The 24015-nt window shown below is 73.0% G+C and carries 20 protein-coding genes and 1 tRNA gene; 9 read left to right on the forward strand and 12 right to left on the reverse strand.

All coding sequences use genetic code 11. The features are described from left to right. Positions 1 to 91 precede the first annotated feature (91 nt). Together ACIQIB_RS26535 and ACIQIB_RS26540 are read right to left on the reverse strand one after the other, a co-directional pair. Positions 92 to 544, reverse strand: coding sequence for a GNAT family N-acetyltransferase (locus ACIQIB_RS26535; RefSeq protein ID WP_400761193.1), 453 nt, complete (start codon positions 542 to 544; stop codon positions 92 to 94). A 146-nt stretch (positions 545 to 690) separates the two neighbouring features. Beyond that, positions 691 to 1482: a VOC family protein gene (locus tag ACIQIB_RS26540; RefSeq protein ID WP_363608104.1), complete on the reverse strand. Its 792-nt coding sequence runs from the start codon at positions 1480 to 1482 to the stop codon at positions 691 to 693. 180 nt (positions 1483 to 1662) lie between these two features. Between ACIQIB_RS26540 and ACIQIB_RS26545 the strand changes: the two genes are divergently transcribed. From ACIQIB_RS26545 to ACIQIB_RS26555, 3 genes are all read left to right on the forward strand, one after another. Next, positions 1663 to 3900, forward strand: a complete 2238-nt coding sequence (locus ACIQIB_RS26545) for an ATP-dependent RecD-like DNA helicase (protein ID WP_363608103.1) — start codon at positions 1663 to 1665, stop codon at positions 3898 to 3900. A gap of 224 nt (positions 3901 to 4124) precedes the next feature. After that, on the forward strand, positions 4125 to 5414 hold the full coding sequence (locus ACIQIB_RS26550; protein WP_363608102.1) for a citrate synthase: 1290 nt from the start codon (positions 4125 to 4127) through the stop codon (positions 5412 to 5414). 521 nt (positions 5415 to 5935) lie between these two features. Further along, complete coding sequence (locus ACIQIB_RS26555) at positions 5936 to 6655, forward strand: SDR family oxidoreductase (protein ID WP_363608101.1); 720 nt, start codon at positions 5936 to 5938, stop codon at positions 6653 to 6655. A gap of 71 nt (positions 6656 to 6726) precedes the next feature. On the opposite strand, the gene ACIQIB_RS26560 is transcribed toward ACIQIB_RS26555, so the two are convergent. Both ACIQIB_RS26560 and ACIQIB_RS26565 read right to left on the reverse strand, forming a co-directional pair. Next, positions 6727 to 9045, reverse strand: a complete 2319-nt coding sequence (locus ACIQIB_RS26560; protein ID WP_363608100.1) for a heavy metal translocating P-type ATPase — start codon at positions 9043 to 9045, stop codon at positions 6727 to 6729. A gap of 79 nt (positions 9046 to 9124) precedes the next feature. Next, the gene (locus tag ACIQIB_RS26565) at positions 9125 to 9343 is read right to left on the reverse strand and encodes a cation transporter (RefSeq protein ID WP_363608099.1); all 219 of its coding nucleotides are present in this window, start codon (positions 9341 to 9343) and stop codon (positions 9125 to 9127) included. A 243-nt stretch (positions 9344 to 9586) separates the two neighbouring features. Between ACIQIB_RS26565 and ACIQIB_RS26570 the strand changes: the two genes are divergently transcribed. Then, the gene (locus tag ACIQIB_RS26570; RefSeq protein ID WP_363608098.1) at positions 9587 to 10759 is read left to right on the forward strand and encodes a PP2C family protein-serine/threonine phosphatase; all 1173 of its coding nucleotides are present in this window, start codon (positions 9587 to 9589) and stop codon (positions 10757 to 10759) included. 22 nt (positions 10760 to 10781) lie between these two features. On the opposite strand, the gene dhaL is transcribed toward ACIQIB_RS26570, so the two are convergent. Next, positions 10782 to 11489, reverse strand: a complete 708-nt coding sequence (gene dhaL / locus ACIQIB_RS26575) for a dihydroxyacetone kinase subunit DhaL (RefSeq protein WP_400761091.1) — start codon at positions 11487 to 11489, stop codon at positions 10782 to 10784. 22 nt (positions 11490 to 11511) lie between these two features. Beyond that, complete coding sequence (dhaK, locus tag ACIQIB_RS26580; protein WP_363608096.1) at positions 11512 to 12507, reverse strand: dihydroxyacetone kinase subunit DhaK; 996 nt, start codon at positions 12505 to 12507, stop codon at positions 11512 to 11514. Between the two features lie 139 nt (positions 12508 to 12646). Between dhaK and dhaM the strand changes: the two genes are divergently transcribed. Then, on the forward strand, positions 12647 to 13039 hold the full coding sequence (dhaM, locus tag ACIQIB_RS26585) for a dihydroxyacetone kinase phosphoryl donor subunit DhaM (protein ID WP_400655796.1): 393 nt from the start codon (positions 12647 to 12649) through the stop codon (positions 13037 to 13039). Positions 13040 to 13089: 50 nt separating this feature from the next. Here the strand turns inward: dhaM and ACIQIB_RS26590 are convergent, their stop codons facing one another. After that, on the reverse strand, positions 13090 to 14805 hold the full coding sequence (locus ACIQIB_RS26590; RefSeq protein ID WP_400761094.1) for a bifunctional 3'-5' exonuclease/DNA polymerase: 1716 nt from the start codon (positions 14803 to 14805) through the stop codon (positions 13090 to 13092). 125 nt (positions 14806 to 14930) lie between these two features. Here ACIQIB_RS26590 and ACIQIB_RS26595 point away from each other — a divergent pair, with 125 nt between their 5' ends. Then, positions 14931 to 16955, forward strand: a complete 2025-nt coding sequence (locus ACIQIB_RS26595) for a M3 family metallopeptidase (protein WP_400761096.1) — start codon at positions 14931 to 14933, stop codon at positions 16953 to 16955. Positions 16956 to 17037: 82 nt separating this feature from the next. Here the strand turns inward: ACIQIB_RS26595 and ACIQIB_RS26600 are convergent, their stop codons facing one another. Further along, the gene (locus ACIQIB_RS26600) at positions 17038 to 17703 is read right to left on the reverse strand and encodes a TetR family transcriptional regulator (protein WP_363608092.1); all 666 of its coding nucleotides are present in this window, start codon (positions 17701 to 17703) and stop codon (positions 17038 to 17040) included. 194 nt (positions 17704 to 17897) lie between these two features. On the opposite strand from ACIQIB_RS26600, the gene ACIQIB_RS26605 reads away from it, so the two are divergent. Then, a complete protein-coding gene (locus ACIQIB_RS26605) occupies positions 17898 to 19121 on the forward strand; it encodes an acyl-CoA dehydrogenase family protein (protein ID WP_363608091.1) in 1224 nt (407 codons plus the stop codon). A 72-nt stretch (positions 19122 to 19193) separates the two neighbouring features. On the opposite strand, the gene ACIQIB_RS26610 is transcribed toward ACIQIB_RS26605, so the two are convergent. The 3 genes from ACIQIB_RS26610 to ACIQIB_RS26620 form a co-directional block, all read right to left on the reverse strand. After that, positions 19194 to 19793: a phosphatase PAP2 family protein gene (locus ACIQIB_RS26610; RefSeq protein ID WP_363608090.1), complete on the reverse strand. Its 600-nt coding sequence runs from the start codon at positions 19791 to 19793 to the stop codon at positions 19194 to 19196. A 140-nt stretch (positions 19794 to 19933) separates the two neighbouring features. Next, positions 19934 to 20743, reverse strand: coding sequence for an enoyl-CoA hydratase/isomerase family protein (locus ACIQIB_RS26615; RefSeq protein ID WP_400761099.1), 810 nt, complete (start codon positions 20741 to 20743; stop codon positions 19934 to 19936). A gap of 210 nt (positions 20744 to 20953) precedes the next feature. After that, a complete protein-coding gene (locus ACIQIB_RS26620; RefSeq protein WP_363608087.1) occupies positions 20954 to 21502 on the reverse strand; it encodes a GNAT family protein in 549 nt (182 codons plus the stop codon). A gap of 96 nt (positions 21503 to 21598) precedes the next feature. On the opposite strand from ACIQIB_RS26620, the gene ACIQIB_RS26625 reads away from it, so the two are divergent. Beyond that, entirely contained in the window at positions 21599 to 22246 is a 648-nt protein-coding gene (locus tag ACIQIB_RS26625) for a TetR/AcrR family transcriptional regulator (protein ID WP_363608086.1), read from the forward strand. A gap of 490 nt (positions 22247 to 22736) precedes the next feature. Here ACIQIB_RS26625 and ACIQIB_RS26630 read toward each other — a convergent pair. Continuing rightward, positions 22737 to 22809 (reverse strand) — tRNA-Arg (locus tag ACIQIB_RS26630). A gap of 502 nt (positions 22810 to 23311) precedes the next feature. Between ACIQIB_RS26630 and ACIQIB_RS26635 the strand changes: the two genes are divergently transcribed. Further along, on the forward strand, positions 23312 to 23986 hold the full coding sequence (locus tag ACIQIB_RS26635) for a single-stranded DNA-binding protein (protein ID WP_400761102.1): 675 nt from the start codon (positions 23312 to 23314) through the stop codon (positions 23984 to 23986). Positions 23987 to 24015: the final 29 nt, after the last annotated feature.

Below are 24015 nucleotides of genomic sequence, written 5' to 3' on the forward strand. Positions count from 1 at the left end.
ACTGCAGGGGGGACCCTGTGGGAGAGTAGGACGCCGCCGAACAATTATTCCAGAGAACCCCCACCCGATTCCGGGTGGGGGTTCTCTGCGTTTACAGCGCGAGTTTGAAACCGAGGTGCGACGGGACGAAGCCGAGGCGCTCGTAGAAACGGTGCGCGTCGGTGCGCGTCGCGTCGGAGGTGAGCTGGACGAGATCGGCATCGAGCTCGCGGGAGCGGTCGATCGCCCAGGTGATCAGCTCGCTGCCGAGGCCGGTGCCCCGTTCGTCGGCGTGGATCCGGACGGCCTCGATGATGGTGCGGGTGGCGCCCTTCCTGGCGAGACCGGGGACGACGGTGAGCTGGAGGGTGCCGACGGTCCGGCCGGCGCGTTCGGCGACCACCAGGTGCTGCTGCGGGTCGGCGTCGATGCGGGCGAAGGCGGGGTGGTAGGGGGTGAGGTCGCCGGGGCTCTCGCGGGTGGCGCCCAGCGGGTCGTCGGCGAGCATCGCGACGATCGCCGGGACGTCGTCGGCGGTGGCGCGGCGGATCGTCAGGCTGTCCATGATCAGGTTGTCCATGACCAGAGCGTAGGGCCACCCCGGGGACCCGGCCCCGCGACCGTGGCCCTCTCTCGCCCCGGGCCGAGGGTCCAGGGCCACCCAGGGCCGCTCAGGGGCCGTCCACGCCCGCGGTGAGGGGTGAGTGGGCGTCACTCACCGGGCGCCGCGCTGGTGATGACGGCGAAGACCGCGCCGTGCGGGTCGATCAGCTGGGCGAGACGGCCGACGCCGTGGACGTCCATGGCCGGGATCCGGGTGGTGGCGCCCAGCTTGTCGGCGATGGCGAGGCTGGCGTCCACGTTGGGGACCTCGAAGTAGGGGAGCCAGTGCGAGGAGGTGCCGGCGGCCGTCTGCTCGGGGCCGAGCTGCATGATGCCGCCGAGCGCGTCGTCGGTGCCGCCGCCGGCCGGGGTGAGGACGGTGTACAGCGCGCCCTCGAGCGGGACGTCCTGCTCCTGCCAGCCGAAGACACGGCGGTAGAAGGTCTTCGCGGCCTCGGCGTCGATGCTGTAGCACTCGGCCCAGCAGAGGGTGTTCTCGTCGGTCACGGCGTCGAGGCCCCTGGTGTCGCGGGGCTGCCAGACGGCGAACTCGGCGCCGGTGGGGTCGGTGAAACCGGCCATCCGGCCGTTGGTGAAGACGTCGAACGGGGTGAATCGCACCCGGCCGCCGGCTTCCTCGACGAGTTCGGCGGTGCGGTCGGCGTCGAGGGTGCAGAAGTAGAGCGTCCAGGCGGGCGTCGAGCCCTCCTCGGTGAGCGGGCCGAGGGCGGCGACCGTGCGCCCTTCCTGCTGGAAGAAGCCGTAGCCGCCGGCCTCGGGGCCGGCCGAGTCGAAGGTCCAGCCGAACAGGGCGGTGTAGAAGTCGACGGAGGCCCGGGTGTCGGGGCTGCCGAGGTCGAGCCAGTTGGGGGAGCCGGGGACGAAGGCGGTGGTGAGCATGGTGGCACTGCTCCTTGGACGGGCACGCCGTGACGCGGGTGCGGTCGGTGCCCCCCGTGGTTTTCTCCCAGCCTGGCACCTCGGCCGGACCGCTGCATCGCAGGGCCCGGACCCGGCTGTCGTGGCCGGGCGGTACGGTGCGTAGCGGAATGGTCCACCCGCACTGGTGAAGGGGGTCCGGTGGCCAGGCAGGCGCAGGCGGGCCAGGTAGCCGCGCCGCGCCAGCTCGCCCAGGTCGAGGGCGTGCTGGAGCGGATCACGTACGCCAACGAGGAGACGGGGTACACCGTCGCCCGGGTGGACACCGGCCGGGGCGCGAACGACCTGCTGACGGTGGTGGGCGCGCTGCTGGGGGCGCAGCCGGGGGAGTCGCTGCGGCTGCACGGGCGGTGGGGGTCGCATCCGCAGTACGGCAAGCAGTTCGTGGTGGAGAACTACACGACGGTGCTGCCGGCCACGGTGCAGGGGATCCAGCGCTATCTGGGCTCGGGGCTGATCAAGGGGATCGGGCCGCGGTTCGCGGAGCGGATCGTGGAGCGGTTCGGGGTGGACACCCTGGAGGTGATCGAGAACGAGCCGGGCCGGCTGATCGAGGTGCCGGGGCTCGGGCCGAAGCGGACCAAGAAGATCGCGGCCGCCTGGGAGGAGCAGAAGTCCATCAAGGAGGTGATGGTCTTTCTGCAGGGGGTCGGGGTGTCGACCTCGCTGGCCGTACGAATCTACAAACAGTACGGGGACGGCTCGATCGGGGTGGTGAAGAACGAGCCGTACCGGCTGGCGTCGGACGTGTGGGGCATCGGCTTTCTGACGGCGGACCGGATCGCGCAGGCGGTGGGGATCCCGCACGACAGTCCGGAGCGGGTGAAGGCGGGGCTGCAGTACGCGCTGTCGCAGAGCAGTGACCAGGGGCACTGCTTCCTGCCGGAGGAGCGGCTGATCGCGGACGGGGTGAAGCTGCTCCAGGTGGACGTGGGGCTGGTGATCGACTGCCTGGCGGAGCTGGTGGCCGCGGAGGGAGTGGTGCGGGAGTCGGTGCCGGGGGAGAGCGGTGAGCCGATCACCGCGGTGTACCTGGTCCCGTTCCACCGGGCGGAGATCTCGCTCGCCAACCAGCTGTTGCGGCTGCTGCGGTCGGACGTGGACCGGATGCCGTGGTTCGCGGACGTGGACTGGCCGGCCGCACTGGGCTGGCTGGCGAAGCGTACGGGGGTGGAGCTGGCGCCGGAGCAGGAGCAGTCGGTGCGGCTGGCACTGACCGAGAAGGTCGCGGTGCTGACCGGGGGCCCCGGCTGCGGCAAGTCGTTCACGGTGAAGTCGGTCGTGACGCTGGCGCTGGCGAAGCGGGCGAAGGTGGTGCTGGCGGCACCGACCGGCCGGGCGGCGAAGCGGCTGTCGGAGCTGACCGGGGTGGAGGCGTCCACCGTTCACCGGCTGCTGGAGCTGAGGCCCGGCGGGGACGCGGCGTACGACCGGGACCGCCCGCTGGACGCCGACCTGGTGGTGGTCGACGAGGCGTCCATGCTGGACCTGATCCTGGCGAACAAGCTGGTCAAGGCGGTGGCGCCGGGGGCGCACCTGCTGTTCGTGGGGGATGTGGACCAGCTGCCGTCGGTGGGCGCCGGCGAGGTGCTGCGGGATCTGCTGACGCCGGGTGGGCCGATCCCGTCGGTGCGGCTGACCAGGATCTTCCGGCAGGCGCAGGAGTCGGGGGTGGTGACCAACGCGCACCGGATCAACGAGGGCCTGCCGCCGCTGACGGAGGGCCTGCCGGACTTCTTCCTGTTCGTGGAGGACGACACGGAGCAGGCGGCGGGCCTGACCGTGGACGTGGTGGCGCGGCGGATTCCGCAGCGGTTCGGGTTCGACGCGCGGCGGGACGTACAGGTGCTGGCGCCGATGCACCGGGGCCCGGCGGGCGCGGGGAACCTGAACACGCTGCTGCAGGCGGCGGTGACGCCGGCCCGGGAGGGGCTGGCGGAGCGGCGGTTCGGCGGGCGGACGTTCCGGGTCGGGGACAAGGTCACCCAGATCCGGAACAACTACGACAAGGGGCGGAACGGCGTCTTCAACGGCACAGTGGGAGTGGTGACCGCGCTCAGCGTGGACGACCAGCGGCTGACGGTGCTCACCGACGAGGACGAGGAGGTGCCGTACGACTTCGACGAGCTGGACGAGCTGGCCCACGCGTACGCGGTGACGATCCACCGGTCGCAGGGCAGCGAGTATCCCGTGGTGGTGATTCCGGTCACCACGTCCGCCTGGACGATGCTCCAGCGGAACCTCCTCTACACCGCTGTGACCAGGGCGCGGAAACTGGTTGTGCTGGTCGGGTCACGGAAGGCGATCGCTCAGGCTGTTCGAACCGTCAGTGCAGGTAGGAGGCATGCCGCGTTGGATCACCGGCTGGCAACTGGATGATTCTCCAAGGGATGGTTGCCTCTATTGTTCTCTTGACGTGAAGAGATTTACGACAGAGCCTAGGGTGGTGCCGATCTTGTCCGGTTCGTACCGGCTGCGGCAGAAGGTTTTGTAGGGGCGGGCCCTTCCGGGCCACCCCGGGTGCGCGGCTGTCCGCCAGATGGGGGATGGTAGAGACAGTCAGGGCACCTTGGAAGAGGATTCATTTCGTCGGTGAGGAAGACGTGAGCGACAACTCGGTAGTACTGCGGTACCAGGACGGCGAGTACGAGTACCCCGTCGTCGAGAGCACTGCGGGCAACGCCGGCTTCGACATCTCGAAGCTGCTCCCGCAGACCGGCCTGGTCACCCTGGACAACGGCTTCGGTAACACCGCCGCGTACAAGTCCGCGATCACCTTCGTGGACGGTGACAACGGCATCCTGCGGTACCGCGGCTACCCGATCGAGCAGCTCGCCGAGCAGGGCAGCTTCATCGAGACCGCGTACCTCCTGATCAACGGCGAGCTGCCGACCCCGGACCAGCTGGCGGAGTTCAACCGCGAGATCACCCAGCACACCCTGCTGCACGAGGACGTCAAGCGTTTCTACCAGGGCTTCCCGCGCGACGCCCACCCGATGGCGATGCTGTCCTCGGTGGTCGGTGCGCTGTCCACCTTCTACCAGGACAGCCACAACCCCTTCGACGCCGCCCAGCGCCACCTGTCGACGGTCCGCCTGCTGGCGAAGCTGCCGACGATCGCGGCCTACGCGTACAAGAAGTCGGTCGGCCAGCCGTTCGTCTACCCGCGCAACGACCTGAGCTACGTCGAGAACTTCCTCCGGATGACCTTCGCGGTCCCGGCCGAGGACTACGAGCTCAACCCGGTGATCGTCAACGCGCTGGACAAGCTGCTGATCCTGCACGCGGACCACGAGCAGAACTGCTCGACCTCCACCGTCCGCCTGGTGGGCTCCAGCCACGCCAACCAGTTCGCGTCCATCTCGGCCGGCATCTCGGCGCTCTGGGGCCCGCTGCACGGTGGCGCCAACCAGGCCGTGCTGGAGATGCTGGAGAGCATCCAGAAGGACGGCGGCGACGTCGACGCGTTCATCCGCAAGGTGAAGAACCGCGAGGACGGCGTCAAGCTGATGGGCTTCGGCCACCGCGTCTACAAGGCCTTCGACCCGCGCGCCGCGCAGGTCAAGATCCTTGCGCACGAGGTGCTCGGCCAGCTCGGCAAGTCCGACGAGCTGCTCGAGATCGCGCTGAAGCTGGAGGAGCACGCGCTCAGCGACGACTTCTTCGTCTCCCGCAAGCTGTACCCGAACGTGGACTTCTACACCGGCCTGATCTACCGCGCCATGGGCTTCCCGACCAGCATGTTCACCGTGCTGTTCGCCCTCGGCCGGCTGCCGGGCTGGATCGCCCACTGGCACGAGATGATCAACGACCCGACCAGCCGGATCGGCCGTCCGCGCCAGATCTACACCGGCACCGCGATCCGCGACTACGTGGCTCTCGACGCCCGCTGACCCAGGCACCGGAAGGGCCCGGCCGCACTCCCGAGATTCCGGGGAGTGCGACCGGGCCCTTCCGCGTCCCTCGCGGGGCCGCACACGTACGGCGCACGACTCCGGGGCCGGCCGCAGCCCGGGACGGCCGCTCAAAGCGTCCCTGACCCGCCACACCCCGGCGTCGTGCGCGAAGGCCGTCGAAGTCGACGACCGACCCGGGGCCCGCCGGAGCCCCGTCGGCGGCAGCGTGGCAACGCGGTGACATGATGCCGTTCGCCACGTCTCCGCCCACCAAAAAACTGCCGCACTACCAACCTAAGACGTATCAGGGTGCGAGAAGTTACGCCGGGGGGGTGTGAGCTGCCTCTCGCCACGCTCCGTGTGCGCGTGGTGCCGCGCCCATACCACACCTTCCCGCGCGCGCGACGTCACCCTCCCCGCAGTCACGGCAACCGAGCGTGATAGGAATCGTGGCATTCCGGTAGGGACCGTCCCGCACCCTCGCAGCGTGGCGGCGGAACTGGGGAGGGAGCGCGCAGATGGCCAGGAACGTCGTTGTCACCGGTGGTGGCACGGGTATCGGGTACGAGGTGGCGCGGCGGTTCGCCGAGGCGGGCGAACAGGTCGTGATCGTCGGCCGCCGGCGGGCGGTGCTCGAACAGTCCGCCGCCGACCTCGGGCCGAACGTCACCCCGCTGGTCTGCGACCTCGCCGACCCGGACGCGGTGGAGGCCGCGCTGGCCGCGCTGCCGGAGCGGATCGACGTCCTGGTGAACAACGCGGGCAGCCGGGAGACGGTGATCGGGGCCGGTCCGCACGCCCTGCTGGCCCGCTGGCGCGGGGACTTCGAGCGCAATGTGCTGACCGTGGTGATGCTCACCGAGTCCATCCGCGACCGGCTCACCCCGGGCGCCGGCCGGGTGGTCACCATCAGCTCGATCGCGGCGCTGCGCGGCGCCGGTTCGTTCGGGGCGGCCAAGGCCTCGCTGCACGCCTGGAACCACTTCCTGGCCGCGCAGCTGGGCACCTCGGGCATCACCGCCAACATCGTCGCCCCGGGAACGGTGGCCGGCACCGAGTTCTTCGGTCCGCGGCTGGACGAGGCGGAGGTCTCCCGCCGGGCCGCCCGGACGCTGCTCGGCCGGGTCGGCGAGACCGGCGAGGTCGCGGCGGCGGTCTACTTCCTGGCCTCGCCCGAGGCCGGGTTCATCACCGGCGAGATCCTGCACTGCAACGGCGGCGAGCTGCTCGGCCGTTGACGGCCCGGCCGCGCGGTCGCGGACGCCGAAGGACCCGTACCAAGCGGTACGGGTCCTTCGGCGTCCGCGGGTCAGGCGGCCCGGAAGCGGCGCAGCCGGAGGCTGTTGGTGACCACGAAGACCGAGGAGAAGGCCATCGTGGCACCGGCGATCATCGGGTTGAGCAGGCCGGCCGCAGCGAGCGGGATCGCCGCGACGTTGTAGCCGAAGGCCCAGAACAGGTTGCCCTTGATGGTGCCGAGGGTCCGCCGGGAGAGCCGGATGGCGTCCGCCGCTGAGCGCAGGTCGCCGCGGACCAGGGTCAGGTCGCTTGCCTCGATCGCGGCGTCGGTGCCGGTGCCCATCGCCAGGCCCAGGTCGGCCTGGGCGAGCGCGGCGGCGTCGTTGACGCCGTCGCCGACCATCGCGACCGAGCGGCCCTCGGCCTGGAGGCGCTTGACGGTGCTGACCTTGTCCTCCGGCAGCACCTCGGCGATCACGTCCTCCGGGGCGATGCCGACCTCGGCCGCCACCGCCTCGGCGACCAGCCGGTTGTCGCCGGTCAGCAGGACCGGCCGCAGGCCCAGGGCCCGCAGGTCGGCGATCGCCTCGGCGCTGGTCGGCTTGACCGCGTCGGCGACCTCCAGGACAGCCCGCGCCTCGCCGTCCCAGCCGACCGCCACGGCGGTCCGGCCGGCGGCCTCGGCGGCGGCCTTGGCGGCGGCGAGGGCCGGCGGCAGGTGCTGGGCCCAGTCGGCGAGCAGCGCCTCGCGCCCGGCGACCACGGCGTGGCCCTCGACGACGCCCTGCACGCCCCGGCCCGGGACGTTCTCGAAGCCCTCGACGGGCGGCAGTTCGCCGGTCCGCTCGGCGGCGGCCGCGGCGATCGCGGCGGCGATCGGGTGCTCGGAGGCGTGTTCCAGCGCGCCGGCCAGCCGCAGCGCCTCGGTCTCGGTGACACCGTCGGCGGTGTGCACGGCGGCGAGCGCCATCCGGCCGGTGGTGACGGTGCCGGTCTTGTCCAGCACGATGGTGTCCACCCGGCGGGTGGTCTCCAGTACCTCCGGGCCCTTGATCAGGATGCCGAGCTGGGCGCCGCGCCCGGTGCCGACCATCAGCGCGGTCGGGGTGGCCAGACCCAGGGCACAGGGGCAGGCGATGATCAGGACGGCGACGGCGGCGGTGAACGCCTCGGTGGGGCTGTTGGAGACCAGCAGCCAGCCGACCAGGGTGCCGAGCGCGATCAGGATGACGACCGGCACGAAGACGGCGGAGATCCGGTCGGCCAGCCGCTGGGCGGCGGCCTTGCCGTTCTGTGCGTCCTCGACCAGCCGGGCCATCCGGGAGAGCTGGGTGTCGGCGCCGACCCGGGTGGCCTCGACCACCAGACGGCCGCCGGCGTTGACGGTGGCGCCGGTGACGGAGTCGCCGACCGCGACCTCGACGGGCACGGACTCGCCGGTGAGCATCGAGGCGTCCACGGCGGAGGCGCCCTCGACGACCACGCCGTCGGTGGCGATCTTCTCGCCCGGGCGGACCACGAAGCGCATCCCGACGGCCAGTTGGGCCACCGGCATCCGCACCTCGCGGTTGTTCTGGAGCACGGCGACGTCCTTGGCGCCCAGGTCGAGCAGGGCGTGCAGGGCGGCGCCGGCGCGGCGCTTGGAGCGGGCCTCCAGGTAGCGGCCGAGCAGGATCAGCACGGTGACGGCGGCGGCCGTCTCCAGGTAGAGCGTGGAGGAGGCGTCGGTGTCGCCGATCGAGAACGAGAAGTCGTGCCGCATCCCGGCCATGCCCGCCTCGCCCCAGAACAGGGCCCAGAACGACCAGCCGAAGGCGGCCAGGGTGCCGAGCGAGACCAGGGTGTCCATGGTCGCGGCGCCGTGCTTGAGGTTGGTCCAGGCGGCCTTGTGGAACGGCAGGCCGCCGTAGACGACGACCGGGCCGGTGAGTGCGAAGGCCAGCCACTGCCAGTTGGTGAACTGCAGGGACGGGACCATCGACAGCATGACCACGGGGATGCTGAGGACGGCGCTGATCAGCAGCCGGTCCAGCAGCGGGTCGGCCGGCGGCTGCTCCTCGGCGGCGGCGGCCGTGCCGGGAGCGGTGGCCGCGGTGGCCGGCGGCGGGGGCAGCTCGGCGGTGTACCCGGTGTTCTCGACGGTGGCGATGAGGTCCGCCACGCTCACTCCGGGCCCGAAGTCGACCCGGGCCTTCTCGGTGGCGAAGTTGACGGTGGCCTCGACGCCGTCCATCCGGTTGAGCTTCTTCTCGATCCGGGCCGCGCAGGAGGCGCAGGTCATCCCGCCGATCGACAGCTCGACCCGGTCCTGTACGGCGGCCCGGCCGTCCTGGCCGCCTATGCCGGCGGTCGCGCCCGGGGCGCTGGTGCCCGGAGTGGAGGTGCTCATGCTGATCAGCTCCTTGAAGAGAGCGTACGGCGGGGGCGCGGGGTGGGGCTCGTCCGGCCCCCGCCGTACTGCGGGGGGCTCAGGCGGACCGGCCGACCAGCTCGTAGCCGGCCTCGTCGACCGCGGCGCGGACCTGGTCGTCGTCGAGCTCGGTGGCGGAGGAGACCGTCACGGTGCCTGCCTTGGCGTCGGCGGCCACCTCGGTGACGCCGGTCAGGGTGGAGAGCTCCTTGCTGATCGAGCTCTCGCAGTGGCCGCAGCTCATGCCGGTCACGGTGTAGGTGATGGTGCTGGACATCGGGGCCTCCGAAAGGATTTGCGCTGCCACGGGTCTGCGCCCGGACTCTGATTCTGATAACACCATACCCCCAAGGGGTATTCCTCGGGAGAGTGAGTGATGTGGCGTGGATCGCATTGCGGTGCGATCCGAGTGCAGAGCGTATGCGTGTGACTACGTCGTGCCGGAATCCACGCCGGGGGCGGGCGGGGCGATGGGGCGGGTGGGTGGGTGAGTGCGTTGATCGTCCGTTATGTTCGATATGTGTTTCCGATCCGCCGTGCCCAGTCGCCCGCGGTCCCGACTGCCTCGGGACTCCCGCCGGACCGGCGACGTGGCGCCCTGCTGGCCGCCGATCTCCAGGACGTGCCGTTCTGGCGGCGGGCCACCCCGGCGCTGATCGCGATCCTGCTGGTGGCGCTCGCGGACTTCCTCTCCGGCAAGGACCGCTACCTCGCACCGCTGATGTCCGTCGTCCCGACCATCGCCGCGCTCACCCTGCGGCCGGTCGAGCTGCTGATGGTCTGCTCGCTCGGGCTGCTCTCGGTCTTCGGGCTCAGCCACTACGACGAGGTCGCCGACGTCAACGACGACCGCTTCCTGTACGGCGCGATGGTCAGCTACCTGATGCTGACGCTGTTCTCCGCCTGGGTGGCCAAGATCCGGATGCGGCGCGCGGCGGCCTTCGCGGCCGTCAGCTCGGTGGCCGAGGCCGCCCAGCGGGCGCTGCTGCGGCTGCCGGGCCCGGTGGTCGGACCGCTGCATCTGGCGGTGCGGTACGTCTCCGCCGCCGACGCCTCGCGGATCGGCGGCGACCTCTACTCGGTGCTGGAGACCCCGCACGGCACCCGGGTCGCGGTCGGGGACGTCCGCGGCAAGGGGCTGGGGGCGGTGCAGACCGCCGCCGTGGTGCTCGGCTCGTTCCGGGAGGCCGCGTACGACGAGGCCGGGCTGCGCGGGGTGGCCGCGCGGATCGAGGCCAGCGTCGAGCGGCACGCGCCGGCCGGGGAGTTCACCACGGCGCTGTTCGCCGAGTTCCGGACGCCGGGGGTGATGGAACTGCTCCAGTACGGGCACGTCCCGCCGATCCGGGTGGACCGGGAGGGCCGGGCGCACGTGCTGGACGCCCCGGACCCGTGGGTGCCGCTGGGCCTCGGCCGGCTGGCCCCCGGTGAGCCGGCCACCTGGGACCAGCCGTTCGGCCACGACGACGTGCTGGTGCTCTGCACCGACGGTGTGGTCGAGGCCCGGCACCGGAAGAACGGCGAGTTCTACCCGCTGGCGGAGCGGGCCGGCCCGTTGGTCCGGGGCGCGGCCCGCTCGGCGGCGGAGCTGGAGGCGGCGGTCGGCCGGATCTACGCCGACCTGCTGGAGCACACCGGCGGGGAACTGCGGGACGACGCGCTGCTGCTGCTGATCACCCGCACCGACCGGTAGCGGGCACCGGCCGGCTCCCGGTTCAGGCCGCGGTGACCTCCGCGAGGGCGCGGAAGATCAGCGCGGTCGAGGTGGCGCCCGGGTCCTGGTGGCCGATGCTGCGCGGGCCGAGGTAGGAGGCGCGCCCCTTGCGGGCCTGGAGCGGTACGGTGTCGCGCGCCCCCTGCTCGGCCGCGGCCGCCGCCGCCGAGGCGGCCCCGGGCAGCCCGGCGCCCGCCGCCACCGCCGCCCGGTAGGCGGCCACCGCCGGGGTGTACGCGTCGACGATGGTCTTGTCGCCGGGCTCGGCCTTGCCGAGGGCGCGGATCGCGTCCAGGCCGGCGGCCAGCGCCTCGCCGAGTGCGGCGGCGTCGGGCAGAGCGGTGTCGGGCAGGGCGGTGTCGGGCAGGGCGGTGTCGGGCAGGGCGGCGCCGATGGCGCGGAAGGCCTTGCCGTACAGCGGGCCGGAGGCGCCGCCGACCTTGGAGATCAGCGTGGTGCCGGTCCTGTTCAGCAGTGCGCCCGGGCCGGCCGGGTCGAGGCCGTCCAGGGCGGTCAGCACGGCGGCGAAGCCGCGCCGCAGGTTGCTGCCGTGGTCGCCGTCCCCGATCGCCGAGTCCAGTTCGGTGAGCCGATCCTGCTCCTTCTCGACGGCCGTGGCGATCGCGCGGACCCAGGCCTCGGCGCGGGCGGTGCCGAAGCCCTCGGCCGCACCGCCCTCGGCCGCGCCGTCCCTGACTGCGTTGTCCATGACGGTGGTGTCCGCCTTCCGTTCAGGCCCGCTTGAGGGCGGGGGTGTCCACCGGGGCGTCCCACAGCTCCAGCAGCTGGGCGTCGGCCTTGGTGAGGGTGAGGGAGAAGCCCGCCATGTCGAGGCTGGTGACGTAGTTGCCGACCAGGCTGCGGGCCACCGTGATACCGCGTCCGGCCAGCCGGGCGGCGACCTCGCCGAAGACGATGTACAGCTCCAGCAGCGGGGTGCCCCCGAGGCCGTTCAGCAGGGCGATCACCTCGTCCCCGGCGGTCAGGTCGTGGTCGGTGAGGATGGTCTCGACCACCTCGGCGGCCAGCTCGCGGGCCGGGCGGAGCTTCTCGCGGCGCCGGCCGGGCTCGCCGTGGATGCCGACCCCGACCTCGATCTCGTCCTCCGGCAGGTCGAAGCCGGGCTTGCCGGCCGCCGGGACGGTCGCGGCGGTCAGCGCGACCGCGAAGGAGCGGGAGGCGGCGTTGACCCGCTCGCCCAGGGCTGCCACCTCGTCCAGCGTCGCGCCGCGCTCGGCCAGCGCACCGGCCGCCTTCTCCACCAGCACGGTCGCTCCGGTGCCCCGGCGGCCCGCCGTCCAGGTCGAGTCCTCGACCGCGACATCGTCGTCGACCAGGACGGTGCGGACCTCCAGGCCCTCCTCGGCGGCCAGTTCGGCGGCCAGCTCGAAGTTCATCACGTCGCCGGTGTAGTTCTTCACCACGAAGACCACCCCGGCGCCGGAGTCCACGGCCCTGGCGGCGGCCAGCATCTGGTCCGGCACCGGGGAGGTGAACACCTCGCCCGGGCAGGCCGCGTCCAGCATGCCCGGGCCGACGAAGCCACCGTGCAGCGGCTCGTGGCCCGACCCGCCGCCCGAGACCAGGGCGACCTTGGACGCCTCCGGGCGGACCGCGCGGGTGATCACCCGGTTCGCGATGTCCACCGTCAACTCCGGGTGGGCGGCCGCGACTCCGGCCAGCGCGTCCTCCAGGACGCTCTCCGGGGTGTTGATCAGCTTCTTCACAGCGCTTCGCTCCCTCGGCAGACGGTGCTGCCCCGACGCTACGCCAGACGGGGGTGGTCGGCACCGGTTGCGACACGCGGAGGACGGGGTCGGACGGATCACTCCGCCGGAGCAGCGGGCCGGTCGTAGGGTCGGGGCCATGAGCGACTACGTGGGCATCGTCCTGGTCTCGCACAGCGCACAGCTGGCCGCCGGGCTGCGCGAGCTGCTGGGCGAACTGGCTTCGGACGCGGTGCGGGTGGTGGTGGCGGCCGGGACGGAGGACGGCGGGCTCGGCACCAGCTACGACCTGATCGCGCGGGCCGTCGTGGCGGCGGACGGCGGGGCGGGGGTGGTGGTGCTGCCCGACCTGGGGAGCTCGGTGCTGACCGCCGTCGCGGTCCTGGAGGACGAGCCGCGCCCCGGCACGGTGCTGGTGGACGCGCCGTTCGTGGAGGGTGCGGTCGCCGCCGCCGTGACGGCCTCCACCGGGGCGGCGCTGGCCGAGGTGGTCGCGGCGGCCGAGGAAGCGCGGGCCTTCCGGAAGGTGTAGGGCCGGAAGGCGGTGGTCCGGGAGGTGTGGGCGAGGGGGCGGCTCAGGCGCTACTTGGCGTCGGCGTAGCAGTCCACCACCGCGGTGGTCAGCGGGAAACGGACCGGGGTGTCCCCGAAGACCAGCTGCCGGGCCTCGTCGGCCGCCTCGGCGACGGCCGCCGCCACCTGGTCGGCGAGATTGGCCGGGGTGTGCACCACCACCTCGTCGTGCTGGAAGAACACCAGGTGCGGGCGGTCGTCCGGGCCGGCCGCCGGCAGCGCGTTCAGCCGGCGGCGCAGCGCGGCGAGCAGCGCCAGCGCCCAGTCGGCGGCGCTGGCCTGGATGACGAAGTTGCGGGTGAAGCGGCCCCGGGCGCGGGCCGAGCGGCCGCCCGCGTCCGCCGCGTTCTCGGGGGCCTCGGTGAGGTCGAGCCAGTCGGCCGAGGGCGGCGGGCAGGCCCGGCCCAGCCGGGAGACGACCACGCCGCCGTCCTCGCCGGTACGGGCGGCCGCCTCCACGTACCCCATGGCGGCGGGGTAGCGGTGGCGCAGGGTGTTCAGCAGCGGGCCGATGTCGCCGCTGGTCTGCCCGTACATGGCGCCCAGCAGGCCGAGCTTGGCCTTGTCGCGGTCGCCCTGGAAGGCGCTGGCGGCCAGCGCCTCGTACAGGTCGCCGCCGGCTGCGGTGCGGGCCAGCCCGGCGTCCTGGGAGAGGGCGGCCAGCACCCGCGGCTCCAGCTGGGCGGCGTCCGCGACGACCAGCAGCCAGCCCGGGTCGGCGACCACGGCGCGGCGCAGGATGCGCGGGATCTGCAGGGCGCCGCCGCCCCGGCTGGCCCAGCGGCCGGAGACCACGCCGCCGACCACGTACTCGGGGCGGAACCGGCCACCGCGGGCCCAGGCGTCCTGCCAGGCCCAGCCGTGCGCGGCGTGGATCCGGGACAGCTCCTTGTAGCGGATCATCAGCGCGGCGGCCGGGTGGTCCACCTCCTTCAGCTCCCAGGAGCGGGTGGAGCCGAGCTGGATGCCCCGGTCGGCGAAGGCGCGCAGTACCTGGCTGTGCGAGTCGGGGTTGAACGGGCGCCCGCCGAGCGCCTGCTGGAGCTCGACGGCCAGCTCGGCCAGCAGCCTCGGCTGGGTGCCGGGGACGGTCGGACGCGGGCCGAGCAGTTCGGTGAGCAGCCGGTCGTGGATGTCGGCGCGCCAGGGCAGGCCGTCGTCCGCCATCTCGGCGGCCACCAGTGCGCCGGCCGACTCGGCGGCGACCAGCAGCCGGAACCGGGACCGGGCGGCCGGGTCGGCGATGGCGGCCAGCCGGCGCTGCTGCTCGGCGTGGACGGCGACCACGGCGGTCAGTGGGTCGGCGCCCGGCGGCAGTTGCAGGCGGTCGGGGGCGAACAGGGTGTCCTGCCCGTCGCCGGAGTCGGCGGAGCCCGGCTCGGGCAGATCGGCGGGGACGGGCAGGCCCTTCAGCCGGGCCCAGGCCGCGCCGAGCGAGCGCGGTGCGCCGAACCGGCCCTCGTGGGCCAGCAGCAGCGCCTCGGCCAGTCGCAGGTCGTGGCAGCGGGCGAGCCGGTCGGGCAGTCGGGGGAGCAGCGGCGCGTAGCCGCTGTCGGCGGCGGCCCAGACCCAGCGCGGGTGCTCGGCCGCCTCCCGTTCGGCGACGGCGGCGGCGAGGTCGGCGGTGGCGGCGGGCGGACCGAGCGGGGCGCCGGAGTCGTCGAGGGGCTGGAGCCGGCCACCCGGGCCGTGCGGGTCGGGGACGAGGGCGATCCGGGGTGCCACGGGGGCTCCTCCTCTCGGGCGTACGGGCGTGTGACCTCGACGGTAGCCGGTGGGTACGACAACCGGCGTCCGGCTCGGGGCGGGGGGCGTAGGCAGCCCGGGTGACACCGCGTAGGGTCGGCGAAATGACCGAGAACCCGTTCTTCAAGGCCAGCACCCTGGCCTACGAACTGCCGCCGTTCGCCGAGATCCGGGAGGAGCACTACCTGCCGGCGTTCGAGCGCGGTATGGCCGACCAGCTCGCCGAGATCGCCGCGATCACCGCCGACCCCGAGCCGCCGACCTTCGACAACACGGTGATCGCGCTGGAGCGTTCGGGGTCGCTGCTGCGCCGGGTGAACGCGGTGTTCCTCAACCAGTCCTCCTCCGACACCACACCGGTGATCGACCGGATCGACGCCGAGGTCAGCCCGAGGCTCGCCGCACACGACGACGCGATCCACCTGGACGCCGAGCTGTTCGCCCGGATCGAGGAGCTGTACGGGCGGCGCGACGGGCTCGGCCTGGACGGGGAGTCGCTGCGGCTGCTGGAGCGCCGGCACACCGCCTTCGTCCGGGCCGGCGCCCGGCTGGGGGCCGCCGACCAGGAGCGGCTGCGCGGGCTGAACGCCGAACTGGCCGCCGCCGAGACGGCGTTCCGGCAGAACGTGTCGGCCGACTCGCAGGCCAGGGCGCTGGTGCTGGACTCCGCCGAGCAGCTGGACGGGCTCTCCCCGGACGCGATCGCCGCGGCGGCGGAGAACGGGCGGGCGCTCGGGCACGACGGCAAGTACGTGCTGAGCCTGAAGAACTTCTCCAACCAGACCGAGCTGGCCTTCCTCACCGACCGCTCGGTCCGCGAACGCCTGATGGCCGCCTCGCTGGGCCGCGCGGCCCGGGCCAACGGCCCACTGGCGATCCGGATGGCCACCCTGCGCGCCGAGCGGGCCCGGCTGCTCGGGTACGGCACGCACGCCGCCCACGTGGTCGCGGACGAGACCGCCGGCACCGTCGAGGCGGTGGACGGGCTGCTGGCCAGGCTGGTGCCGCCGGCGGTGGCCAACGCGCGCCGGGAGGCGGCGGAGCTGGCCGCCCTGGCGGCGGCCGACGGGATCGACGAGATCGCGGCGCACGACTGGGCGTACTACTCGGAGCTGGTCCGGCAGTCCTCGTACCAGGTGGACGCGGCGGCGCTGCGCCCGTACTTCGAGCTGGAGCGGGTGCTGCACGAGGGCGTCTTCTTCGCGGCGAACCTGGCGTACGGGGTGACCTTCACCGAGCGGCCGGACCTGACGGCGTACCACCCGGACGTGCGGGTCTTCGAGGTGTTCGAGGCGGACGGCGGCTCGCTGGGCCTGTTCCTCGGGGACTTCCACGCGCGGGCGTCCAAGCGCGGCGGCGCCTGGATGGACGAGCTGGTCACCCAGTCGAGGCTGCTCGGCCGGCGGCCGGTGGTGATGAACAACCTGAACATCGCCCGCCCGGCGTCCGGCGAGCCGGTGCTGCTCTCCTGGGACGAGGTGCGCACGCTGTTCCACGAGTTCGGGCACGCGCTGCACGGGCTGTTCTCGGACGTCCGCTACCCGTACTTCGCGGGGACGGCCGTGCCGCGGGACTTCGTCGAGTTCCCCTCGCAGGTCAACGAGATGTGGATGGTCTGGCCGGCCGTCCTGGCCAACTACGCCAAGCACCATGTGACGGGCGAGCCGCTGCCGGCCGAGCTGGTCGAGCGGATGGCGGCGGCGGAGGGCTTCGGGCAGGGCTTCCGCACGGTCGAGTACCTGGCGGCGACGCTGCTGGACTGGGCCTGGCACACCGTGCCGGCCGGCCAGGAGATCGCGGACGCCGAGGAGTTCGAGGCGCGGGCGCTGGCCAAGGCCGGGCTCGCGGTGGCGGCGATCCCGCCGCGCTACCGGACGGCCTACTTCACGCACATCTTCGCCGGCGGGTACAGCGCGGGCTACTACGCCTACATCTGGTCGGAGGTGCTGGACGCCGAGACGGTGGAGTGGTTCAAGGGGAACGGCCGCGGGGTGCGGGAGAGCGGTGAGGTGTTCCGGGCCGAGCTGCTGTCGCGCGGCGACAGCCGGGACGCGCTGGACTCCTTCCGCGCGGTGATCGGGCGGGACCCGCAGACCGGGCCGCTGCTGGCGCGCCGGGGCCTGGCGTAGGGGAGCGCCCGTCCGGTGGCCCGCCCCTCGCCGGCGGGCCACCGGTGCCGGGTCGCCGGTGCCGGGCCACGGGCCGGGGGCCTCAGCGCGGGTCGGACGCCGGTGCGGCGGGATCGGGGGCCGGTGCGGTGGGCGGGACGGCGGTCGGCAGGTCGGCGGCCGCGGCCAGCCGGCCCCAGAGCAGGTCGGCGAGCGCCTGGACCATCCGGGGGCGTGAGCAGGGCCGGGACTCCAGCCACCAGTCGCCGGCCGCCAGCACCATGCCGGTGATGCCCCGGCCCCAGGCCTCGGCGAGCAGGTCGCGGTCGGGGCCGAGGTCCACCTGGCTCCGCACGGCCCCGGTGATCTCCTCCGCGATCTGCCGCAGGGCCGGGGCGAGCGCGTTGCCCGCGCCGCCCGGGTCGCCGGGCTCGGGGTGGGTGAGCAGCCGGTAGACCTGAGGGCGGGCCTCGATGCCGGCCAGGTAGGTGTCCAGTACGTGTTCGACCCGGTCCCGGCGCTCCAGCGGTTCGGTGAGTGCGGCCCGGACGGCGGCCAGCAGACTGCGGGTGTGGCGCTCGGTCAGGGCCCGGATCAGCCCGTTCCGGTCGCCGAAGTGGCGGTAGAGGATCGGTTTGGTGATCCCCGCCTCGGCGGCGATGGCGTTCATGCTGGCGGCCGGCCCGTCGCGCCGGATCACCCGGTCGGCGGCGTTGAGCAGTTGCTCGCGGCGCGGCTCGCCGGGGTTGGCGGGGGCGGCGGATGGCATACGGGGGCTCCTGGCTGGTCCGGGCGGGGGCGTTGACACGTGTTGCCCATCAGTAGCAGACTCCGGCGATGTTACCGCCGGTAACACCGGCCCGACACCGTTTCGGCGCCCGCTCCCCGGGGGCCGCTCGCGGGTGCCGCCGCAGACCCTCCCGCACCGTCCGGACCCCCTCGACCCCTTCGACCGGAGGCACCATGGGCACCTTCTCGCTGGACCCGGGCGCGGACCAGCTCGCCGTACGCGACTGGCTGCACGGCTTCGCCGCCGACGTGATGCGGCCCGCCGCGGCCGAGTGGGACGAACGCGAGGAGACCCCCTGGCCGATCATCCAGGAGGCCGCCAGGCTGGGCATCTACTCCCCGGACTTCTACGCCCAGCAGTACTTCGACCCCTCCGGCGTGGGCATCCCGATCGCCATGGAGGAACTGTTCTGGGGCGACGCGGGCATCGGCCTCGCCATCGTCGGCACCACGCTGGCCGCCGTCGCGGTGCTCGCCAACGGCACCGACGAGCAGATCGGCACCTGGGCGCCGCAGATGTTCGGCACGCCGGGCGACGTCAAGGTCGCCGCGTTCTGCTCCTCCGAGCCGGACGCCGGCTCCGACGTCTCCGCGCTGCGCACCCGCGCCGTCTACGACGAGGCCAAGGACGAGTGGGTGCTGAACGGCACCAAGACCTGGGCCACCAACGGCGGGATCGCCGCCGTCCACGTGGTGGTGGCCACCGTCGATCCGCGGCTCGGCGCGCGCGGGCAGGCGTCCTTCGTCGTCCCGCCGGGTACGCCCGGGCTGAGTCAGGGCCAGAAGTTCAAGAAGCACGGCATCCGCGCCTCGCACACCGCGGAGGTCGTTCTGGACGGTGTCCGGGTGCCCGGCCACTGCCTGCTCGGTGGTCGGGAGAAGCTGACGGAGCGGCTGGCCCGGGCCCGCGAGGGCGCCCGGAAGGGCGGCGGCCGGGGAAACGCCGCGATGGCCACCTTCGAGGCCTCCCGCCCGGCGGTCGGCGCGCAGGCGATCGGCATCGCCCGGGCCGCGTACGAGGTGGCGCTCGACTACGCGAAGACCCGGGTGCAGTTCGGCCGTCCGATCATCGACAACCAGGGTGTGGCCTTCCAACTGGCCGACATGAGGACCCGGATCGACGCCTCCCGGCTGCTGGTCTGGCGGGCGTCCTGGATGGCGGCCACCAACCAGCCGTTCACCTCGGCCGAGGGTTCGATGTCCAAGCTGTACGCGGGTGAGACCGCCAAGTGGGTCACCGCGCAGGCGATGCAGATCCTCGGGGGCAACGGGTTCACCCGGGAGTACCCGGTGGAGCGGATGCACCGGGACAGCGCGATCTACTCGATCTTCGAGGGGACCAGCGAGATCCAGCGGCTGGTGATCGCCCGGGCGATCTCCGGCCTGCCGATTCGGTGACCGGTCGCGAAGCGGTTCGGGCGGCTGTTCGGGGTGGTCGCGGGCGGCCACGGGTGGCCGCTCCGGCGGCTGTTACCGGGCGGCCCAGAAGGTGAGTCCGGCGGTCAGGGCACCCACCGCCGCGCCGGCGACGGTCTGCGCGGCGGTGTGGTCCCGCAGCACCACGCGGGACCAGCCGATCAGTGCGACCACCGGGGCGAGCAGCAGCCACCAGGGGCCGAGCGCGACGGCCAGGCAGACCACCGCGCCGCCGGCGACGGCGGTGTGGATGGAGACCTTCCACCAGACGGTGATCACCAGGATCGGGACCAGTGAGGCGAACATCGCCAGCACCATCGCGGTCAGGTCGGCGGGCGCGTCCAGCCAGAGCATCACCGCGAGGCTGGTCAGCACCGACAGCATGATGAACGGGATCACCACCAGGCGCCGCTGCCGGTGGCCGACGTGCCGGTCCTCCAGGGTGCCCTTGCGGATGCCGCGCTGGATGAACAGGGTCGGGACGACCGCCGCGAACAGCGCGGCGAACGCCGCCCAGCCGAGGCCCTTCCAGCCGTAGCGCAGCACGCCCAGCAGCGGCAGCATCGCGATGATCACGTTCTTCGGCTCGACGCCGTCGGTGACTCGCCGGGCCCAGGTCGTCCTGGTCGTCGGCTCGGTCGTCGGCTCGGCCATCGGGGTGCGTGCTCCAGGCGGGATCGGGTGCGGGGTGATCGGATGATCGTAATGTCCCGATGCCCGATGCCCGATGCCCGATGCCCGGGAGCCGGGGCGAGGGGCCCGGGGCGAGGCCGTTCGGAACCGGCGGAGGTCGATCAGAACCGGGGCGGGCGGCCCTCCAGGAAGGCGGCGAGGCCCTCGCGGACGTCCCCGGCCTCGCGGGACCGCCGCTCCCAGGGCTCCAGGGCGGCCGCGGCGTGCTCCGGCGGCACCGCCAGCGCGGCCTTGACGGCGCCGATCGTCTGCGCCGAGCGCCGGGTCAGCAGCCGGGCGAACTCCAGTGCGGCGGCGTCCAGTTCGGCGCCCGGCGCGACCCGGTCGGCGAGGCCGATCGCGGCGCTGTCCCGCCCGGTCACCAACTCCCCGGAGAACAGCAGGTACTTCGCCCGGGCCGGGCCGACCAGCCGGGCCAGCCGCAGGGTCGGCACCGCCGGGTAGACCACGCCGAGCTTGGCCGGGGTGATGCCCAGCCGGGCGTCCTCGGCGACGAAGCGCAGGTCGCAGGCGACGGCCAGCTGGCAGCCTCCGCCGACGCAGGCGCCGTGCACCACCGCGACGGTGGGGTGCGGAAAGGCGGCCAGCGCCTCCTCGGCGGCGACGTTGACGGCGTGGTAGTCGTCGGCCCGGTCCGGGTCGGCGTAGACCTCGACGAGTTCGGCGATGTCCGCGCCCGCGCTGAAGGTTCCGCCCGCCCCGGTGACCAGCAGGGCGCGGACGCCCGGTTGTTCGGCGAGCCGGAGCAGGACCCTGGGCAGCGCCTGCCAGATGGCCAGGGTGACGGCGTTGCGCCGGTGCGGGCGGGCGAACTCCAGGACGGCCACGCCGTCCTCGCCGGTGAAGGCGTTGAGGCCCTCGACCTGGGTCGGGAACGGGGAGCGGTCCCGCGTGAGCGGCGGCCGGGCCATGCGTACCTCCGGGAGATCGTGGTGGGGCCCACTCTCTCAGGGCGTGGCGGCGCAGTGGTCGCCGAGCCCCCGTTCGATCAGGGCGAAGGCGCGCAGGGCGTTCTCGGTGGCCTCGGGCCGGACGCCGGACGCCGGACGCCGGACGCCGGACGCCGGGCGGGCGCGGCGGGGCCCGGTGGTGCGTCCACCGGGCCCCGTCCGGGGTCGGCGTCAGCCCGCGGGCTTCCACTCGGGGGCCAGGATCGACCAGACCTCCTTGTTGTGGCGGACCCCGTTGTGCAGGAAGAACTCCCGCAGCGTGCCGTCCAGCTTCATGCCCATGCGCTGGGCGACCGCCCGGCTGCGGGCGTTGGCCGAGCTGCTGTACCACTCGACGCGGTGCAGGCCCCGGGTGCCGAAGGCGTAGTCGATCAGATGGCGGACGGCGGCGCCGACCAGACCCCGGCCCTCGCCCGCGGGTTCCGTCCAGACCCCGATCTCGCAGTTGCCCGCGTCGGCGCTGAAGTGCACGAACATCACGCCGCCGACCAGCGTGCCGTCCAGCCAGATGCCGTAGATCCGGCCGGTGTCGGCGGCCTGCCTGTCGGCGTAGCCCTGGAGGGTGGCGCGGGCCGAGTCGAGGTCGGTGGAGCGGGAGGCCCAGGGGATCCAGGGGTCGGTGTGGGCGCGGGCCCGGTCGATGTGGGCCAGGAACTCGGCCGCCTGCCACGGCTCCAGCGGGCGCAGTTCGGCGTTCTCGGCGAGCGGTACGGCAAACACGGGCGGGCCTTTCGGAGCGAGGGGCGGGGTGCGGCCGGAGTGCGAACCGGTTGAGTCATATATACATAACAAACGTTTGGTACGTAAGATAGCGGCATGACGCCAGCCCGTGGAGACCATGCCGCCCGCCGCCTGGAAGTCTCCGAAGCGGTCTGGCGGGTGCTGTCGGCCCATGGCTTCGAAGGCCTGACGCTGCGTGCGGTGGCCGCCGAAATGGGCGCCTCCACCGGGCTGTTGACGCACTACTTCGCCAACAAGCGGGCCCTGGTGGCGTATGCGCTCGACGTGCTGGACCGGCGGTCCGGCGAGCGCCCGCGCCGCGCCGCCCCGGTGGACGGCCCCCCGCCGCCGGCCGGGCTGGCCCGGCTGCGGGCGGCGCTGCTGGACGTCCTACCGCTGGACGAGGCGGCCGTGGCGGGCAACCGGATCTGGGTCGGCTCCTGGGACGTGGCGCTGGCCGACCCCGAGCTGGCGGCCGCGCACGCCGGCCGCTACGGGCGCTCGCGGGAGGCGCTGGCGGGGCATATCACGGACGCCCAGCGGCTCGGCGAGCTGCCGGCCGGCGCGGACGCGGCGCGGCTCGCGGCGGGCGCGCAGGCCTTCGTGCTGGGGCTGGTGGTCCAGGCACTGTTCGCCCCGGGGGAGTTCCCGGCCGAGCGGCAGACCGCGTTGCTGGACGGCTATCTGGCCGGTCTGCCGACGGCGGCGGACCCGGCGGACCCGGCGGTTGCGACGGCGGGTTGAGCGGGGCGGTGCCCGCTTCGTGGTGTGCTGCCGGGCGGGGAGGAACCGTGGTGTCATCCACCGGCCGCTCGGGGGCGGTTCTCGGGCTGCGGAATGCCAGGTGCGCATTTCCCTCCCGAGGCCCGCTCGGGGAGGTCGGTGATGTGAGCTTCGCTGTGTTCGCGGCGAATGTCCTCCGGTACCCCGGGTGCGGGTGTTCCGCTTCTCCGTCGTGCATATGCCAGCAGAAAGTGAGCGGGCTGCGACGCCTCGTGTTCGCCGATTTCACCGAGTGTCCGCGGGTGGGTTCCGGGCGTGCGGGGATCGGACCCGGGAGGTAATGGGAGAGTCGGGCGGAACGGGCGGGGGATTCGGTGAAACCGGCGCCGGCGTTGCTGTGCGGTCACGCTGGGTAGTGATGGCCAATTTGCCCGGGCGGTTGGTGTCCAACCGCCGCGTATTGGGCCAAAGTGCCGAACGCCTGGCGACTTCCCAGGTGAGAGGTGAGGTGTGCCCCCAGCAGGATTCGAACCTGCGACCTACCGCTTAGAAGGCGGGTGCTCTATCCGCTGAGCTATGGGGGCGGGACGGGCGGCGCCCTGGCGGGCGTGACCGTTGCCGGGGTCGGGCGACGGGCGCGTGCTGCGCCCGCTGTCCGGCCCCGTGCCTGAGGGTGCGGGTGGGGGTTGGCGGACCCTTGCCCTGTCGGGGACAGGATAAGGGTGTCCAGTTCCTCGGCCGGGTGTAACAACACCGTCGCGGGTGTGTCGGCTTCGGTGGAGCGGTCCGATAATCGCAGGTGAAGGCCGTGAGTGCAGCGGTCTGGCGGCCTTCCGTGCCGGACGTTGTGCAGTCGTTACGGGGCTGCCGCCCCACCCGTTATGGATTCGGCACGGAGAAAGTGTCGCGGCCAACGCGGGTGGGGGGTCGTATTCGGGTTCGTTCGGTCGGATGACGTGCGCGGACGGTGGAGTGAACCACCCTTCGGGGTGTGCGGTCGGGGCGGGAAGCGGCCGGTTTCTTGTCATGGCCGCGCGGAAGTGGGTGTGAAGCGGACTCTTGAAGGGCTCAAATTCACTCCTGCGAGTGACCCCGGTTTTCCACAGGCCCGAGTTGTCCACAGGATTTCCGATCTCGCTGGCGTTGATTTCCGGGGAAGAGCACTCTCAACTCGCGCCGATCGATTCCGTACGGTGCATCGCGGAGAACGGAGAGTGTTCTGTGAACGAGACCCAGGTGACGGTGATCGGCAATGTCGCGACCGAGGTGAGTTACGCCGAGACGGCCGGCGGTGTCCCGATGGCCAACTTCCGGCTGGCGTCGACGGAGCGCCGTTACGACCGGCAGAAGGACGGCTGGGTGGACGGCGAGACCCAGTGGGTGACGGTGACGGCCTGGCGTGCGCTGGCGGTGCATCTGATCGGCTCTCTCGCCAAGGGTGATCCGGTGGTGGTGAACGGTCGGCTGAGGGTGCGCGAGTGGACCGAAGGGGAGGCACGGCGCAGCAGGGTCGAGATCGACGCCCGGTCGGTCGGACACGATCTCACTCGCGGTACCACGGTCTTCCGCTGGTCGTCGGGGGTCAGGGGCGAGTCCGTGGGCGGTGCCGGGCCGGCGGCCGGTGTGCTCGTCGGGGAGGCCGTGCCGGGCTGGATCGCGGACGCGCTGGAGGCGCGAAAGGCGTCGGCGATGGCGTCGGTGACGGGCGCCCAGGTGGCCGACGAGGGGAATGGGGGTGGCGAGCAGGCTGCCCTGATCTGACCGGCGGGTGATCTTAACTGTCGACAAAT

It is taken from the genome of Kitasatospora sp. NPDC092286, assembly GCF_044755565.1.
In the GTDB taxonomy this organism is placed as follows: domain Bacteria; phylum Actinomycetota; class Actinomycetes; order Streptomycetales; family Streptomycetaceae; genus Kitasatospora.